Raw genomic sequence first — 16,605 nt, forward strand, 5'->3', positions numbered from 1 at the left:
AACAAGGTAGTCGGGCGGGACACCGACAAAAAAGCAGAAGCGGTTTGTTCACAATTCATCCGAGCACGGCCTCGACACGTGCAACAAAGTCGTCGAGCGAGCGATCCCCGCGAACCTCGATGCGCGGAAGGTCGATGGGATCGCAATCGAGGCCCGCCGGCCCGTGTTTGCCGCCGAAGCCGATCCGATAGCCGCACTCCTTGGCCAGCCGGCCAAGCCGTCGGTCGGTGACAGAGAAGGGTGCCGCGAACGCCGTGGTCGGCCGACCGGTCCACCGTTCGACGAACATGCGAGAGCGCAGGAGCTCGGCGGCCAAATCAGAACTCGACAGACCATCGATCGCGCGATGCGTCGCCAGATGGCTTCCGAAGAACGCACCTTCGCCGGCGAGACGTCGCACCGTCCCAGCGTCCATAAGCTGCGTCGGCGGACCGCTGTCGATGTCCCACCGTGCACTTTCCCCTACCAAGTCCGTTACCAGGAACACTTCCGCGGTCAGGTCGTTCGCGCGCAAGATCGGCCAGGCATGGTCGGCAAAATTCTGGAAGCCGTCATCGAAGGTGATGAGCACCGGGCGGCCAACGAAAGGTTCACGGTTGGCGATGGACCATCCCAGCTCCTCGGACGTGATGGCGTGAAAGCCATTGGCGCGCAGCCATGCCATCTGGCGGTCGAATGCGGCGGGCGTGAGCCGAAAACGGGCGAGCGCGGCTGGACCATCATCGGCGATGCCGTGGTACATGAGGACAGGGACATGCTGCCGCCGCTCGCTACGCGCGACGTCGCGGCGCAAGGCCCGTGCCCCGCCCCAGACAATATTTCGCGCGACTCCAACACCGATGGGCGCGTGGATTGGCACATGATCAATCACCGGGGCCGTCGCCACGCCGTCCCGTGACAGGCGGCGGAAGCGGTCTATGCGATAGAGCTCGGTCTGGATCGACCGCTCGAGGAAGAGCCCTTCGGTCGCCGCCAGCGTCTCCGAGATCGCTTGTGCGCCGAATGTGTTCCAGTCGAAGCCCGTCCTCTCAACATTGTCTCGGAGCACGAATGCGTGTGCGCTGACGAGACTGCCGCCAGGCTTCAACGCCTCAACAAATTTCTTGGCGATGCGCCGCAACTCAGCGAGATCGTCTAGGTAGTAGAGCACTTCCGAACAGACGATCAGATCCATCTTGCCCGGAAGCGTTTCCGCGGAGAAATCCAGTACGCCGAAGTCAACATTCGGCTGATCGCTGCATCGCGCGCGCGCCCGCTCGACGGCTACGCTGGAGATGTCAGTTGCGGTCAAATGGCCGACTCGCGGCGCCAACTGCCGCGTGAAGTGGCCCTCCGCGCAGGCCAGCTCAAGCGCCCGTCCGATGGGACAGGCAGGCAGAATTTCGAGCTGCCGCTCATACTTTTCCTGCTCATAGGGCGAACGATAGTTCCAGGGATCCTCGGTCGCGAAACGGCGATTCCAGAACGACGTGCGATCAGTACCGTTGTCATCCGCGGCCGGTTTACGGCGCGGTGCCGCAAGTGGCTCTGCAGGTTCGGCGCTCGACCGAACCAGTTGCTGCGCTTCCGCGGCCAATCGCGCCAGTTTGCCGAAGTGGCTGTCCGGATCGGACGGAGGCTCCGCCATGGACAACGATGCCCCGGCAACTGAAGACACGTTGTCGGCGACGCCGCTCTGCAAGGCCAACTCAATCCAATGGCTCCTTGTCACTTTCCCGAGCGCGCCGAACTGCACGCGCGCCTCGATCCGGCCGTCCATCATCAGATAGGCATAAATTCGATCGATTCCTTCCGGAAGGTCGGTGGAGGCCGGATTTCCAACGTCGACGCGAATTCCGAGTGTCCGCGTCAGTCTGCGCGGCGCGGCGAGATCGTCGGAGTCGAGAAGCATTTGCTCAAGGTGATACTGGACGCGGCGACCCGCTGCGGGATCGTCCCAGACCCTGCCGAGTTCGACGATCAACTCGGTGAGGGGGCCACCGAACCTGTCCCACCTGGCAGCCAATTGCGCTGGCACCGACAGGCTTCCTACCATAAGGCCATCGAAGACCACCTTGGCGATCTCACGCGCCCATTTGCGTGCTGCCGGGACCGCGCGCAGGGACTGCGCGTCGATTGAGCAGGCGCCGCGGCCGCAATCCGACGCGGCGTTCCACAGCGCGAACCACGCGAGTGCTTCGGCAGCGGAGCAGCCGTTCGCGTCGATCGCTCCATTGGCGTGAACCGATGCCGGGTGTTCGACCCTGGGATCAGGAGAAAAGCCGCGGACGATCACGATTGCCGCATCTGCCAGCATCTGCGTCGAATTGCGGGAGAGCGAGTTGGGGCTGACCCGATGGAAAGCGAGAGGCTCGTCGACCATCACCCAACGTTTGCCCAGACGTGCGAGGCGCTGCCACAGGTCCCAGTCCTCGCAGGTGCGCAGCGACACATCGAAACCGCCCAACTCGACAATTGTCTTCCGATCGACCAGCAGCGCGTGAGTGCGGATGGCGCACCGGCGCGCGAAAGTTTCGAAGGGCTCGATCGCAACCTCTGGTGAGATGCTCGACGGGGTCAACTCGCCGTCGGGCATCACGCGCCGAGAACCGCAATAGGCGGCCACCGCATCGGGAGCGGTTTTCAGAGCGGCCAGCATTTTCGCAAGGAAGCTGGCATCCACCCAATCGTCCGCATCCAGAAACATGAGCCATTGGCCGCGCGCTGTCGAAATCCCGCTGTTGCGCGCGCCGGCGGCGCTGTGCGCGCAAGAGCTCAATGTGCGAAATCGGGCATCGCGCTCAACATAACCGGCGATGATCGCGGGGGTGCGATCCGTGGAGGAGTCATCGACGATGATCGCCTCCCAATCCGCTATATCCTGATCGAGAAGGCAATCGAGTGCGCGCGCCAGCGTTGCCTCGGCGTTGTGCGCAGGAACCACGATTGAAACCAGAGGATTATGCGCCACGCCGTCTTACCCGCGCCTGCTTCGAACGTAGAACAAAAGTCCCAAACCATAGCCCGCGATTTCCTGCAGGCAAACAAGACTTGAAAACAGGCTTGAATGGAGAGCGCTCATGCCCGACGGTTTAGAATTAGGCCCGTGCGCCGGGGCGGTGTTTTCGCGTCACATCCGAGGCACTCGCGCTTACCGAAGGGGCTGTCGGGTGTGACTGGATTAGCGTAAGCTGCTGTCCACAGGGGGTGCAAACATGCACCGTGTCATCGCCCTAGCGATCGTAGTTGCGGCCGTGTTCAGTTCCGCGAGGGCTGAGGTGCTGATCGGGGTCTCGTCTGCGATGACAGGGCGGCTTGCCTGGATAGGCGAGCAAGGGCAGCGCGGCGCGGAGAGGGCGGTGGCCGACCTCAACGCGGCGGGCGGCGTGCTCGGCCAGAAGGTGAGGCTGATCTCGGTCGACGATTTCTGCGATCCCGAGCAGGCGGTCGCGGCCGCCCAGAAGCTGGTGGCTGACGGGGTGGTGCTCGTCGTCGGGCATTATTGCTCTGGAGCCTCGATCCCCGCATCAAAAGTGTATGAGGCGGCGGGCGTCGTGCAAATATCCCCAGGCTCGACCAATCCGCAGCTGACCGAACAGGGCCGGGCCAATGTCTTCCGCACCATTGGCCGCGACGACGCGCAGGGTTTCATCGCCGGCAACTACCTTGCCGATCACTGGGGCGACAAGAAGATTGCAATCCTTCACGACAATTCGACCTATGGGAAGGGTCTCGCCGACGAGACCAGGAAGCAGCTGAACAAACGGGGCGTGACTGAAGTTTTTTACGACGCATACAGGCCTGGGAAGGACGACTATTCAGCCGAGGTCGCTGCGTTGCAATCCGCCGGCATTTCGGCCTTGTATGTGGGCGGGTATCATGCCGACGTTGCGCTGATCGCTCGCGCTGCAGGCGACCGGGACTACACGCTTCAGCTCATATCCGGAGATGCTTTGGCTACCGAGGAATTCGCCCTGATCGCAGGCTCAGCGGCGGAGGGGACCCTGTTCACCTTCCCGGCGGACCCGCGGCGAAATGCCGGCGCGGCCGCGATCGTGGAGCAGTTCCGTGCGGACAACTTCGAGCCCGCGGGCTATACGCTGTTGAGCTACTGCGCGGTGCAGGTCTGGGCCCAGGCGGTGGCGAAGGCAGGTTCGCTGGCGCCAAAGGCGGTCATAGCGGCACTGCGCGAACAGCAATTCGACACCGTCATTGGCAGGGTCGATTTCGACGCCAAGGGCGACCTCACGAGGCAGAGCTGGGTTTGGTACGTCTGGCGGGGCGGGGAGTACGTGCCGGTTGAATAGGGTGCGCCGAACGCCGGCGTGACGCTGAGACGTCTAGTCTGATGCAGACCAGTGTGGCTGGATTGTTCCGACTCCCCACGATGCTTGAACGCCTCGGCATACGCGGTCGGCTGTTGCTCGCCTTTTTCGGGATCAGCGGCCTTGCGGTGCTGGCTACCGCCGCGGCGCTTTATGCCTTCCTCGATGTCGGCGACGTCGTCGACCGAATTACCAGGGATCGGGTGCCGTCGGCGCTGGCCTCCCTCCAGCTGTCGCGCCAGGCCGAACGGGTCGCCGCTGCCGCGCCCTCGGTGCTGGCGGCGACAAGCAAGGCTCAGCACAGCAAGGTCTCGGCGGCCGTCGCGCTCGAGATGTCCCGCCTCGAGGCCCTGCGTACGGATCTCAGAGATGCTACGCTGGGCACAGTGCCTTTAGCTGAGATCGAGGAAGCTGCGGTTGTCCTGAGGCGCAACCTGAAGGAGCTCGACTCTCTTGTTGTCGCCCGCCTCGATGTGGTCGCCCGCAAGGAGGAGCTTCTGAACCGCCTCGCCGCGACGACGACCGGCAGCCAACGCCTTCTGGCCACCGGCATCGTGGTGATGGATTCCAGGCTCCCGCAATGGCGGGCGGTCGCGGCCGATACGTCGCTGTCGCCCGATCGACGCGCAGCGACAATGGCCGACATGGTCCACGCGATTGCGGCTTACATCCCCCAGCAGAAGGCGCTGCTGGAGATCTCGGCGGTCAACGACGCGCTGGTGAAGGCCGCGACCGCGCCGACGCGAGGCGACCTGGCGTTGATCCTGTTTCCGCTGCACCGCTCGCTTGCCGCTCTGGAAACGGCTTCCTCGGAGATCGACGAAAAGCTGCAAACCCGTTTTCGGCTGCGGGTGGACGAGTTCGAGGCACTCACCGATGGTGAGAGCAGCATCCCGAAGGCACGGGAGGAGGAGCTTGCGGTCCTCGCGCAGGGCGAAAAACTTCTGGCCGAAAACAATCGGCTGTCGCGCAGTCTGACCGCAGCCGTCGACCGTCTTGTCGCCGCAGCGGACCGCGAGATCGCTGCCTCCGGTCGCGAAGCCGCGCTCGTCCAGCGCTACGGCACCGGAGTTGTCCTCGGCTCTGCCTTTCTCAGCCTGTTGAGCTCGGTTCTGGTCGTCTGGCTCTATGTCGACCGCAGCCTTCTCGCCCGTCTGGGAGCGGTGAGTCAGGGCATGCTCGCGATCGCGGGCGGCGACCTTCGTGCTCCGCTGCCGGCGGCGGGCAGCGACGAAATCGGGCGCATGGCCGAGGCGCTGAGCCTCTTCCGGGATACCGCTGTCGAGGTCGAGGAAAAGAACCTGCGCGACGTTGCAGAAGCGCGTCAGCGGCTGGTCGATGCCATCGAAAGCATTTCCGAAGGTTTCGCTCTCTATGACAAAGAGGACTGGCTTGTCCTTAGCAACAGCCGCTACCGCGAACTGCTATACGCCGGTCTGGAGGCAGAGCTAACCCCCGGCATGGCATTCGAGGAGATCATTCGCCGATCCGCGGAGCGTGGCTACATCAGGGATGCCGAGGGTCGGGTCGATGAGTGGGTCGCGGAGCGCCTATGGCGGCACCGTAACCCCGGCGAACCGTGGGTGCAGCGGCGGGGCGACGGACGATGGATCATGATAAGCGAGCGGCGGATCAGCGCCGGCGGCACGGTCGCCGTCTATTCGGACATCACCGAGCTGAAGCAAAGGGAGGAGAACCTCGCCGAGAAGTCCGCTGCCCTGGAAGCGCTTTCCAGCAAGCTGGCCAAATATCTGGCGCCCCAAGTGTACAGCTCGATATTCACCGGCCGCCAAGACGTTAGAATCGCCAGCCAGCGTAAGAAGCTGACCATATGCTTCTCCGATATCGCCGGCTTTACCGAGACCACCGACAAGATGGAATCCGAGGATCTCACCCAGCTCCTCAATCACTACCTGACGGAAATGTCGAAAATCGCGTTGGATCATGGTGCCACGATCGACAAGTACGTCGGCGACGCGATCCTGATGTTTTTCGGCGACCCTGAGACGCGCGGCGTCAAGCAGGACGCGCTGGCTTGCGTGCAGATGGCGCTTGCCATGCAAAAGCGGATCAGCGAGCTTACGGAGGTCTGGCGGGACATGGGGATCGAAACACCGCTGCGCTGCCGCATCGGCATCCATACCGACTACTGCACCGTCGGTAACTTCGGCAGCGAGGACCGGATGGATTACACGATAATCGGCGGCGCCGTGAATCTCGCCTCGCGCCTGGAACAAGAGGCGGCTCCGGGGACCATCCTCATTTCCTACGAGACGTTTGCGCAAGTGAAGGACACGATCGATTGTGAGGAGATGGGGCACGTCCAGGTCAAGGGCATCGCCTATCCGGTCGCTACCTACCGCGTCATCAAGGCCAATCTAGCGGGCGCCTGTCGCGTTGTTCGAACCGAGCTGCCGCACTTCAGGCTGGAACTTGAACCGGGGCTGATGTCCGCCGATGAGCGTGGCGGTGCCGCCACTGCGCTTCGAGACGCGCTGGACCGGCTTTCCCACAAGCCCGGGCAGTAGGAGTTGGGCGCCGCGCCTGCCGGCAAATCACCGAAGCCGCGTCCGAGCAAGTCACGACTACGTATCCGGGCCGGACATGGGTTGAGGTGGTAGCGGAGGAGGGACTTGAACCCCCGACCCCAGGATTATGATTCCCGTGCTCTAACCAACTGAGCTACTCCGCCAGGAGCGGCGAAGAGGCTCGAAGAACCACACCGGTCGTGGGCAATTCGAGGCGTTCGCCAAGGTCGCGCGGATATAAGGTTGGCAGGGTAAAGCTGTCAAGCCGCACGCATCAGCATAATCTCATCCCGGAAAAGCCGCGCCGGGCAGATGCTGAAGCGCATGCATCGGGGTTGAGTTCGACGGGGCACGTCGCTATGTCTCGGCCACGAAATTCTAGAGTTTGAGCGAATGAAGCCGCGCATCGCCGTCCTCGGTTGCGGATACTGGGGCAGCAACCACATCCGCACCCTCAAGGCGCTTGGCGCGCTCCATGCCGTTTCCGACGTCAACCGTGCCCGCGCCGAAGGCTTTGCCAGCGAGCAGGACTGCCTGGCGATCGGGCCGGACCAGTTGTTCGAGCGCGCCGATGTCGACGCCATTGTCATGGCGCTGCCGCCGCAGTTCCATGCCGACATGGCGCTGCGCGCCATCGAGGGCGGCAAGGACGTGCTGGTGGAGAAGCCGATCGCGCTGACGGTCGCGGACGCCGAGCGTTCGGTGCAGGCGGCCAGGAACAATGGCTGCGTCTTCATGGTGGGTCACGTGCTGCGCTTCCACCCCGCCTTCGAGACGCTGAAGGCGCTGATCGACACTGGCGAGCTTGGTGAGGTGCGCTACATCCACTCGCACCGGCTCGGCCTTGGCAAGTTCCACACCGAGAACGACGCGCTCTGGGACCTTGCGCCGCATGACCTCTCGATGATCCTCGCCATCACCGGCACCGAGCCGATCGAGGTCAGGGGCGAGGGCGCGGCACTGCTCGACAACCTCAGCGACTTCGCGCATCTGCACATGCGCTTTCCGAACGGCGTGCGCAGCCATCTCTTCGCTTCTCGTCTCAATCCCTATCGCGAGCGCCGGCTGACCGTGGTCGGAACCAAGGCGATGGCGGTGTTCGACGATGTCGAGCCGTGGGAGCGCAAGCTTGCCGTCTACAGGCACGCTGTCTGGCAGGACAGCGGCCAGTGGGCGTTCACCGCCAACGAGCCTTCCTACGTTGCGGTCGGCGAAGGCATGCCGCTGACGCGCGAGCTCGCCCACTTCATGCAGTGCATCGAGACGCGCGCCGAACCCCGCACCGACGGCGAGGAAGCGATCCGGGTGCTGCGCATCCTGACGGCTGGGACGGTGGCGCATAGCGGGTCGCCCGCTTAAGGCGCGACCACAAAAGGAATCCTGAGGCAAAGCGCCCGATTGAAGGCGTGGGTTACTCGGCGGGGACGTGCACGGGCTGCTGCGCAAGCCTGGACAGCATCGCCTCGGCCTCGGCGCCGCGCTCGGAGCGCTCGATAAAGCCGCCGCCATAGACTCGCGCCTCATCGCCGTCATCGGAATAGAGCACGCAGGCCTGTCCGGGCGCGATGCCGGATTCGCCGTCGACCAGCTCGACCGAGGTCACGCCGTCGCGGTGATGCAGCACGGCCGGGCGCGGCGGCCGGGTCGAACGGACTTTTGCGAAAAGCTCGATCCCGCCGGCCGGAACGTCGGAGAGCGGGCCGTCGCCGAGCCAGTTCATGGCGCGCAGGTAGATCCTGTGCGTCTCTAGCGCCTCGCGCGGGCCGACAATGACGCGGGCGCGGTCGGCGTCGAGATGGACGACGTAGAGCGGCTCGCCCGAAGCGATGCCGATGCCGCGGCGCTGGCCGATCGTGAAGCGCAAGATGCCTTCGTGACGCCCGAGCACGCGACCGTCGATATGGACGATATCGCCCGGATTGGCGGCCGCCGGCTTCAGCTTGGCGATAATGTCGGAGTACTTGCCCTGCGGCACGAAGCAGATGTCCTGGCTGTCCTGCTTGGCGGCGACCGTCAGCCCCATCTCCTCGGCGATCGCCCGCACCTGCGGCTTGGGAAGTCCGCCGAGCGGGAAGCGTAGATAGTCGATCTGCGCCTGGGTCGTGGCGAACAGGAAATAGCTCTGGTCGCGGTCTGCATCGACCGGCCTGTAGAGCGCGCGATGCGCGCCATTGGCGCGCGAGCGGATGTAATGGCCCGTGGCCAAAGCATCGGCGCCGAGATCCTGGGCGGTGGCCAAAAGGTCCGCGAACTTGACCGTCTGGTTGCAGGACACGCAGGGGATAGGCGTCTCGCCGGCGACGTAGCTCTCGGCGAAGGGATCGATGACCGCCTTGCGGAAGCGCTCTTCATAGTCGAGCACGTAATGCGGGATGCCGAGCGTCTCGGAAACGCGGCGGGCATCGTCGATGTCCTGGCCGGCGCAGCAGGAACCGGCGCGGTGCGTTGCCGCGCCGTGGTCGTAAAGCTGCAGGGTGACGCCGACGACATCATAGCCTTCGCGCTTCAGGATGCCGGCAACGACCGATGAATCGACGCCGCCCGACATCGCGACGACGACGCGGGTGTCTTCTGGGCGTCCGGGAAGATCGAGGCTGTTCATGGTTCTTTCAATCTGCGTGGCGCTGGCTGCCAATGGCCGGAATATAGGTCAAGCATCCCGGCGGCGCCAGCTTGGCTCCTCAAGCGATTTTATCGGCGATATTTCCGGGCAAAATCAGGGCCGGACCGCGATTATCTCAAATGCCGAACGAAAACCTAACGCGACGTTCACGATCCTTACCTAGTCATTAGGCTTCGCTTAGGCAATTTTTAAAGCTGTGGCGGTACGGTGGCGGGGATTGGGTCTTTGAGTTTTTAGTAGAGAGTACGATGACCGATCTGGTTAGACCTAGAGTCAAATATGTTATCGGGCCCGACGGCAGCCCTCTCACGATAGCCGATCTACCGCCGACGAATACACGGCGCTGGGTTATCCGGCGCAAGGCGGAAGTCGTCGCGGCGGTCCGCGGCGGACTACTCAGCCTGGAAGAGGCCTGCCAGCGCTACAAGCTGACCACCGAGGAGTTTCTCTCCTGGCAGGCATCGATCGACGAATATGGCCTTGCCGGGCTGCGCACGACGCGGATCCAGCAGTACCGGCACTAGGCTCCGACTGCCGGAAACCAAAGAAGGGCGCGGAACTCCGCGCCCTTTTGCTTCCGGGATCTGCGCTGATCAAACCGTCAGCACAACCTTGCCGATCGGTCGGGTGGCGAGGAAGGCATGGGCGGCACCCGCCTGGTTCAGCGGAAAAGCCTTCGCCACGTGCACGGCGAGCTTCCTGGCATCGACTAGCCTGGCGAGTTCCACCAGCCCCTCGCGATCCGGCACCACCGACATGCGCTCGACGCGGATGTTGCGCTCCCCGGCCTTGGCCCTTGTCGCATCGTGGACGTTGAGCAGCGACACCAGCACGCCGCCTTCGCGCAGCACTTTCAGTGACCGGTCGGCATGGTCGCCGCCCATGGCGTCCAGCACCAGATCGATATCGCGGACCCGTTCGGTGAAATCTCCGTTGGTGTAGTCGACGACCTCATCGGCGCCGATCGAGCGGACGTATTCAAGCTTGTCCGGGCTCGCAGTAGCGATGACCCAGGCGCCGCGCGCCTTGGCTATCTGCACAGCGAGATGGCCGACGCCGCCGGCGCCGGCGTGGATCAGGACGCGCTGGCCGGATTGCAGGCCGCCGTGGCGGACGAGACCCTGCCAGGCGGTCAGCCCGGCCAGCGGCAGCGCCGCGGCTTGGGCATGGTCGATGGCGGCAGGCTTGGCTGCGATCTCGTCCACCGGCGTGGCGACGAACTCGGCATAGGCGGCGGCCTGCTTGGGGAAGCGCGGCATGCCGAAGACCGCATCGCCGAGCTTGAAGGCGGTCACGCCGGTGCCCAGCGCCTCGACGGTGCCCGAGATATCCCAGCCGAGAATGAAAGGTGGTTCGCCGATGAGAGGGAAGTAGCCGGCGCGCACCGCGCCATCGACCGGGTTGATGCCCGCGGCCTTGACGCGGACCAGAACTTCGCTGGCCTTGGGCGAGGGGGCCGGCTGTTCGGCGACGAAGAGGACGTCGGGTTCGCCAACGGAATTCTGGGTAACGGCACGCATTGGATGGTCTCCTGCTTGATTGCTGCCGCTATCATTTGGATAGTAACAATCTCTTGTCTAGTATGCACCTTTCGGATATATAGATACCCCATGGATAGTGAAGACAGCGGTTCCTTTGGCTACGATGCATTCCGGCGCACCTGCCCGTCGCATACGGTGCTCGAAATGCTGGCCAGCAAATGGGTCTATCTGACGGTTTGCGCGTTGCGGCGCGGCCGCCTGCGCAATGGCGAGCTCGCCCGCAAGCTGGAAGGCATCACGCCGAAAATGCTGACGCAGACGCTGCGCGTGCTGGAGCGCGACGGGCTCGTCCGGCGCGAGGTCTATCCGGTCATACCGCCGAGGGTCGAGTATGAATTGACGGAGCTCGGCCAGAACCTTGCGGGACTGCTCAGCCAGATCAGGTCCTGGGCGGAAGAGCATGCCCCCGACATCAAGGATGCCCGTGCGCGGGCGTCGGCGGACCATCAGGATGATGAGACGGCGATGCTGCCCTAGGCGGAGGCCGGGCTTTTTCGGCTCGTGGTTCGAAACGGCGATCAGGCAGCGCTCCGAGGGATCAATTGCGCTCGGCGGTCAGCCGATCATGGCGCTGCGGCCGCCCACTTCCGTGTCGCGGATCTTGCTGTCGCGCGATTCCAGCATCTCCGCCTTGGAAAGCTCCGCTTCAGCTTCGCCGAGTAATGATTCGGCCATGGTTCGCTGCTGGGCAAGATCGTTCTGCGAGTTCCTGAGGTTGTCGCGGCGCAGGCGTGCCGCCTTGGCGAAGGTCGGATAGGCAAAATGATTGATGTCGGTGATGCCGGCTTTTTTCTCTTCGGCGACGATTTGCGCCTCCAACTCGACGGCCATGCGTTCGAATTCGGCGATCATCATGTCCAGCTGCAACAGCTGGCGCCGCTTCTCATTCACCTGAAACTGCTTCAGCCGAACGAGGTTTTCACGTGACTTCATGACTCGGTACTCCGCAAAACGCACACCTGCATATCGTCCCATCGACCTCGAGAGGCCTACGCGTCGCCCGTTTCCACCGGCTTTCCCCGCTCTATGGGAAACAAAGCCCTAAAGATTTTTGCCGGCGGTAACCATTCGTTTACGGGCATTGTTAATCATACGGGCGAGGACTTAAGGCCGGGTAAAAATTCCGGACAGCGGCAGGAAGCGCGGCCTGCGAGTCTCTGGAGTCACTTAGGCTTGCTTATTAATGTGGTACATGAGCGATTTGGGTCTACGATTCGTTATTAGATTCAAGTGGGTGTAGAAAGGGGTTAAAAAATCTGATATCGTGACCGACACGAAATTAGGATTTGTTAACCAGTCGGTGGCACCTTCTGTTCAGGCAATCACTGCTCCGGGTTCGGGACGGGTCGTGACGCGGCCCGGCGGCAGAAAAGGGGAATGAAATGCGTGTTCTGCTGATTGAAGACGACAGTGCAACCGCACAGAGCATCGAGTTGATGCTGAAATCGGAAAGCTTCAACGTCTATACGACCGACCTCGGCGAAGAAGGGGTCGATCTCGGCAAGCTTTACGATTACGACATCATCCTCCTCGATCTTAACCTTCCCGACATGTCGGGCTACGAGGTGCTGCGCACGCTTCGCCTCTCCAAGGTCAAGACTCCGATCCTGATCCTCTCCGGCATGGCCGGAATCGAGGATAAGGTGCGCGGCCTCGGCTTCGGCGCCGACGACTATATGACCAAGCCTTTCCACAAGGACGAGCTGGTGGCGCGCATCCACGCCATCGTGCGCCGCTCCAAGGGCCACGCCCAGTCGGTCATCACCACCGGCGACCTGGTGGTCAATCTCGACGCCAAGACGGTCGAGGTGGGCGGCCAGCGCGTGCACCTGACCGGCAAGGAATATCAGATGCTTGAGCTGCTCTCGCTGCGCAAGGGCACGACCCTTACCAAGGAAATGTTCCTCAACCACCTCTATGGTGGCATGGACGAGCCGGAACTGAAGATCATCGACGTCTTCATCTGCAAGCTGCGCAAGAAGCTCGACGCAGCGTCCGGCGGCCAGAATTACATCGAGACGGTGTGGGGCCGCGGCTATGTGCTGCGTGAGCCGGAAGACATCCGCGTCAGCGCCTGATCCTCTGCCAATTCAAACAAAAAACCCGGCTCAGGCCGGGTTTTTGTTTGGGGTGTCGAAAAGCTCAGGCCGCGATTTTCAGGAAGCGGAAGCTCTCGAGCAACTGCGCGCGGTTGAAGGGCTTCAGCAGGTAACCCTGGGCGCCGGCACGTTTCGCTCGCATGATCGAGCCGACATCGACTTCGACGAGCGAGACCAGGATCTGCGGCTTGACGCGGTTTTCGATGGCACGGATGCGGCGAATGAGGTCGACCGCCTGCATATCCGGCAGGCCGCCGTCGACAACAATGACATCGGGCATGTCGCCGGAGCAGATCTCGATCGCATCAAGCCCGCTGGCCGCCTCGAAGACCACGATGTCCGAGCCGCCAAGGATACGCTTCGCGACCTTCCTGATGACGCTCGAGTCGTCCACGAACAGGCAGCGTTTCATTTCCGGGTCCTCTTTGCCATCTGCCGAACCGGCAATCCGGTAACCGTGAGGCACCCTAGAACAATCTGGTAAAGAAGCCGAAAAGCGGTTAGGTAAAGTTTTTCCAAAGAACCGCTTTGCGCGGTTTTGGCCTGCGATGCATTGCAGTGCCAGGCGGCAGGCAATGCTTCGATCGCACTGCCAGCTGCAAGATCAGTGACAATGGATACTTGACCTGTTCTTGGCTGTCGCCTCAGGCCGCCGACAACACGATCTCATCGGCCGTCGCATGGATCGAGATCGTCATGTTCGCCTCGCGCGCCAGAAGCAGCGTGTAATAAGGCTGGACCGAGTGGGCGTCGATCGGCTCCTCGGGCTTGTGGCCCGAATGCAGCTCGAGGAATTTCGGCGGCACCCGCAGCATGGGGCCGCTCGCCGACAGCGAGAAACGCGGTTCGGTCTCGAGGTTCTCCAGCGTGACAACCAGCCTGCCGCCACGCGGTATGGCGGCATTGGCGACAAGAATGAGATTGAGCAGAAGCTTGACCTTGTTCTTGGGCAGCAGCGCGCGGGCGCCGTTCCAGACAAGTTCCGGCTTCTCGTTCTTCAGGAAGGCAATGGCCACGGCCTCGGCGTCGCCGGTATCGATCATCATGCCGGCGGAGCCCGCGGCGCCGAAGGCGATGCGGGCAAACTGCAGCCGCGCCGAGGCGTTCCTGGCGCTCTGGCGAATCAGCTTCATGGCGTCTTCGTCGGCGCCGCCTTCATCGAGCAGTTCGAGGCCGTTGTTTATGGCGCCGACCGGCGAAATGATGTCGTGGCATACGCGGCTGCACAAAAGCGCAGCCAGATCGGGGGCGGAGAGGGTGAAGAGCTCGGCCATCGGAGAAATCCCTGCTGGTTCACATGTCATGGCCGAACGTTGTCGCGCCCGCTACGCGAATCACGCTCTTTTCCAAGGCCTTCTGAATACACAGCGTCCGTCCATGCATCAACAAATCCACAGCTGCGGACAGCGAAAATGGTGCCTGATGCCGCGAAATTGAGGCTGATAGAGATCGTGTCAGGCTCTTCAGCCCTCGAACCGCCATCTTCCTGCGCCAGCTTAATGGTTGAAAAAGGATTACGGCATAGTTTGCCTGTAACAGTCATCTCGAAACGGCCGCCAAGAGCCGTAGGGATACGAGGCGTCGGCGAAAGTGCTCCCTGACGGAGATTGGAAGCATGTTTTCCCGATTCTTTGACCGGATGTTCGTCCGCGTCCTCACCATGACGATCGCCCTCTCGGGTGCTCTCATCCTCTCAACCTCGGCGTCGCGGGCCCAGGAATACACCGCGCAAGAGATTGTCGATTCCGGCCACAAGTTCTTCGGCGCGACGTCGGGAGGCCTCGCCACCGTGGTCGAAAAGGTGTTCGCGTCCTACGGCCTGCCAAACGGTTATCTGCTCGGCGAGGAGGGATCCGGCGCGCTGATCGGCGGCCTGACCTATGGCGAGGGCACGCTGTACACCAAGAACGCCGGCGACCATAAGGTGTTTTGGCAAGGCCCATCGCTCGGCTGGGATTTCGGCGGCGAAGGCTCGCGCGTGATGATGCTGGTCTACAATCTCGACGATATCAGCAGCCTCTACAACCGCTTCGGCGGCGTCGCCGGATCGGCTTACGTCGTGGCGGGCGTCGGCTTCAACGTGCTGCAAAGCAACAGAGTGCTGCTCGTTCCGATCCGCACCGGGGTCGGTGCCCGGCTCGGCGTCAATCTCGGCTATCTGAAGCTGACCGAGCGGGCGACGTGGAATCCGTTCTGACCGGACAGGATTGCCACAGCCGCTCGGATAAGACTGATCGTGCCGCGGCGCGCTCTTGCCGCGGCGCTGGATTTCCGCCATGCCAAGGTGGCACAGTCGGCATGGCGGGTTGCCGCCTCGCATACGGATAGTCCACCTTGGTCCAGTCGATCCTGTTCTTCGCACTCGGCTTCCTCTGCGCGGCCTTTCTGGTGTCGCTGATCGCGCCGGCCGTCTGGCGGAGGGTCGTCGTGTTGACACGCCGGCGCCTTGAGGCCTCGATGCCGCTGACGCCTGCCGAGATGCTGGCCGAGAAGGACCGTATCCGCGCCGAGTTCGCCATGAACACGCGCCGACTCGAGATGAACATCAAAAATCTGAAGGAAAAGGTGGCCGAGCAACTGGTCGAGATCGGCCGCGCCCAGGAGGCCCTGAAGGGACTGGCGGTCGAGAAGAAGGACAAGACTCAGGCGCTTTCCGATCTGCAGGCCAAGAACGCGGAGCTCAGGCTGCGCGAGGAAGAGTTGCACAAGCTTACGGAAAAGCTGGCGCAGGCGGAGCGCTCGCTGGAGAAGCGCGCGCTGGAGCTGCAAAAGCTCGAGCAGATGTATGACGAAGCCAGCTTTTCTTCCTCAAACCGCCAGATCGAGCTCGTCGCCCGCGAATCGGAACTGGACAAGCTTGCCAATGACATTGCGGTGCTGCGCAGCCAGCGCAAGGAAGCGGACCGGCGCAATCAGGAACTGGCAGCGGAAAGCAAAGCCGCCAGGGACGCGCTCAAGGCGGAGAAGAAGCGGACGGCCGAGCTGGACAAGAAGGTCGAACGGCTGCTTGCAACCCTTGCCGACCGCGAGGAAAAGCTGGACAGGCGCGAAAAGGAGCTTGCGCGGATGCGCGAACGCCCAAGCAAAGATCATGCGGTAAATGGCGGAACGCATAAGGCCGACGAAGTCCAAGGGATCGACAATGCCATCGCCAAGCTCGAAGGCGATCGCGAGCGGCTAGAGGCGCGGCTGACGGCGCTTGCGCGGGAGAACAAGCGGCTCAAGACCGATCTTGCCGCCCTCGAAACGGCACAGCCCGAACAGGCAGCCGAGGCACCGCGCGCCGGTGCGGCGCTTCGCGAACAAATGAACGAACTGGCAGCCGAGGTCGTCAACCTGACGATGAGGCTGGAAGGGCCGGATTCGCCGATCGCCAAGGCCTTGGCGACACCTCGCGACGAGCGGCAAGATATCGGCGAGCGCGGCATCAGCCTCGCGGACCGTGTCAGGGCCTTGCAGAAGGCCAACGCAAGCAACTGATCCGAATGCCGTGGCGAGCGGAGCGTCTTG

At 62.8% G+C, this 16,605-nt stretch carries 15 protein-coding genes and 1 tRNA gene; 9 read left to right on the forward strand and 7 right to left on the reverse strand.

Annotated features, from left to right (window positions below; translation table 11 throughout):
- Positions 1–55: 55 nt before the first annotated feature.
- The gene (locus A9K66_RS18455) at positions 56–2,950 is read right to left on the reverse strand and encodes a trifunctional glycosyltransferase/class I SAM-dependent methyltransferase/polysaccharide deacetylase (protein ID WP_067326354.1); all 2,895 of its coding nucleotides are present in this window, start codon (positions 2,948–2,950) and stop codon (positions 56–58) included.
- Between the two features lie 244 nt (positions 2,951–3,194).
- Here A9K66_RS18455 and A9K66_RS18460 point away from each other — a divergent pair, with 244 nt between their 5' ends.
- On the forward strand, positions 3,195–4,286 hold the full coding sequence (locus A9K66_RS18460) for a branched-chain amino acid ABC transporter substrate-binding protein (protein ID WP_067326357.1): 1,092 nt from the start codon (positions 3,195–3,197) through the stop codon (positions 4,284–4,286).
- An 80-nt stretch (positions 4,287–4,366) separates the two neighbouring features.
- Positions 4,367–6,832, forward strand: a complete 2,466-nt coding sequence (locus A9K66_RS18465) for an adenylate/guanylate cyclase domain-containing protein (protein WP_067326361.1) — start codon at positions 4,367–4,369, stop codon at positions 6,830–6,832.
- Positions 6,833–6,919: 87 nt separating this feature from the next.
- Here A9K66_RS18465 and A9K66_RS18470 read toward each other — a convergent pair.
- A tRNA-Met gene (locus tag A9K66_RS18470) sits at positions 6,920–6,996 on the reverse strand.
- Between the two features lie 229 nt (positions 6,997–7,225).
- On the opposite strand from A9K66_RS18470, the gene A9K66_RS18475 reads away from it, so the two are divergent.
- A complete protein-coding gene (locus A9K66_RS18475) occupies positions 7,226–8,191 on the forward strand; it encodes a Gfo/Idh/MocA family oxidoreductase (protein ID WP_067326362.1) in 966 nt (321 codons plus the stop codon).
- Positions 8,192–8,243: 52 nt separating this feature from the next.
- Here the strand turns inward: A9K66_RS18475 and mnmA are convergent, their stop codons facing one another.
- Positions 8,244–9,434, reverse strand: a complete 1,191-nt coding sequence (gene mnmA, locus A9K66_RS18480) for a tRNA 2-thiouridine(34) synthase MnmA (protein ID WP_067326366.1) — start codon at positions 9,432–9,434, stop codon at positions 8,244–8,246.
- Here mnmA and A9K66_RS30390 point away from each other — a divergent pair.
- Together A9K66_RS30390 and A9K66_RS18485 are read left to right on the forward strand one after the other, a co-directional pair.
- Positions 9,433–9,618 carry a hypothetical protein gene (locus tag A9K66_RS30390; RefSeq protein WP_127246013.1) on the forward strand — a complete coding sequence of 62 codons (186 nt, stop codon included), beginning with the start codon at positions 9,433–9,435 and terminating at the stop codon, positions 9,616–9,618. The genes mnmA and A9K66_RS30390 overlap by 2 nt on opposite strands.
- An 85-nt stretch (positions 9,619–9,703) precedes the next feature.
- Positions 9,704–9,979: a DUF1153 domain-containing protein gene (locus A9K66_RS18485; protein WP_006203587.1), complete on the forward strand. Its 276-nt coding sequence runs from the start codon at positions 9,704–9,706 to the stop codon at positions 9,977–9,979.
- 69 nt (positions 9,980–10,048) lie between these two features.
- Here the strand turns inward: A9K66_RS18485 and A9K66_RS18490 are convergent, their stop codons facing one another.
- Entirely contained in the window at positions 10,049–10,975 is a 927-nt protein-coding gene (locus A9K66_RS18490; RefSeq protein WP_067326369.1) for an NADP-dependent oxidoreductase, read from the reverse strand.
- 90 nt (positions 10,976–11,065) lie between these two features.
- Here A9K66_RS18490 and A9K66_RS18495 point away from each other — a divergent pair, with 90 nt between their 5' ends.
- Entirely contained in the window at positions 11,066–11,473 is a 408-nt protein-coding gene (locus tag A9K66_RS18495) for a helix-turn-helix domain-containing protein (RefSeq protein ID WP_066994146.1), read from the forward strand.
- 78 nt (positions 11,474–11,551) lie between these two features.
- On the opposite strand, the gene A9K66_RS18500 is transcribed toward A9K66_RS18495, so the two are convergent.
- Positions 11,552–11,929, reverse strand: coding sequence for a flagellar export protein FliJ (locus tag A9K66_RS18500; RefSeq protein ID WP_066994149.1), 378 nt, complete (start codon positions 11,927–11,929; stop codon positions 11,552–11,554).
- Between the two features lie 449 nt (positions 11,930–12,378).
- On the opposite strand from A9K66_RS18500, the gene ctrA reads away from it, so the two are divergent.
- Positions 12,379–13,074 carry a cell cycle two-component system response regulator CtrA gene (gene ctrA / locus A9K66_RS18505; protein WP_006203583.1) on the forward strand — a complete coding sequence of 232 codons (696 nt, stop codon included), beginning with the start codon at positions 12,379–12,381 and terminating at the stop codon, positions 13,072–13,074.
- Positions 13,075–13,138: 64 nt separating this feature from the next.
- On the opposite strand, the gene A9K66_RS18510 is transcribed toward ctrA, so the two are convergent.
- Together A9K66_RS18510 and A9K66_RS18515 are read right to left on the reverse strand one after the other, a co-directional pair.
- The gene (locus A9K66_RS18510) at positions 13,139–13,507 is read right to left on the reverse strand and encodes a response regulator (protein WP_067326373.1); all 369 of its coding nucleotides are present in this window, start codon (positions 13,505–13,507) and stop codon (positions 13,139–13,141) included.
- Between the two features lie 232 nt (positions 13,508–13,739).
- Positions 13,740–14,369: a histidine phosphotransferase family protein gene (locus tag A9K66_RS18515; RefSeq protein WP_067326376.1), complete on the reverse strand. Its 630-nt coding sequence runs from the start codon at positions 14,367–14,369 to the stop codon at positions 13,740–13,742.
- A 386-nt stretch (positions 14,370–14,755) separates the two neighbouring features.
- Here A9K66_RS18515 and A9K66_RS18520 point away from each other — a divergent pair, with 386 nt between their 5' ends.
- Together A9K66_RS18520 and A9K66_RS18525 are read left to right on the forward strand one after the other, a co-directional pair.
- Complete coding sequence (locus A9K66_RS18520) at positions 14,756–15,292, forward strand: EipA family protein (protein ID WP_245299591.1); 537 nt, start codon at positions 14,756–14,758, stop codon at positions 15,290–15,292.
- 137 nt (positions 15,293–15,429) lie between these two features.
- A complete protein-coding gene (locus A9K66_RS18525; RefSeq protein ID WP_067326380.1) occupies positions 15,430–16,575 on the forward strand; it encodes a hypothetical protein in 1,146 nt (381 codons plus the stop codon).
- Positions 16,576–16,605: the final 30 nt, after the last annotated feature.

The sequence above is a fragment of the Mesorhizobium sp. AA23 genome (assembly GCF_001672435.1).
Classification (GTDB): Bacteria; Pseudomonadota; Alphaproteobacteria; order Rhizobiales; family Rhizobiaceae; genus Mesorhizobium.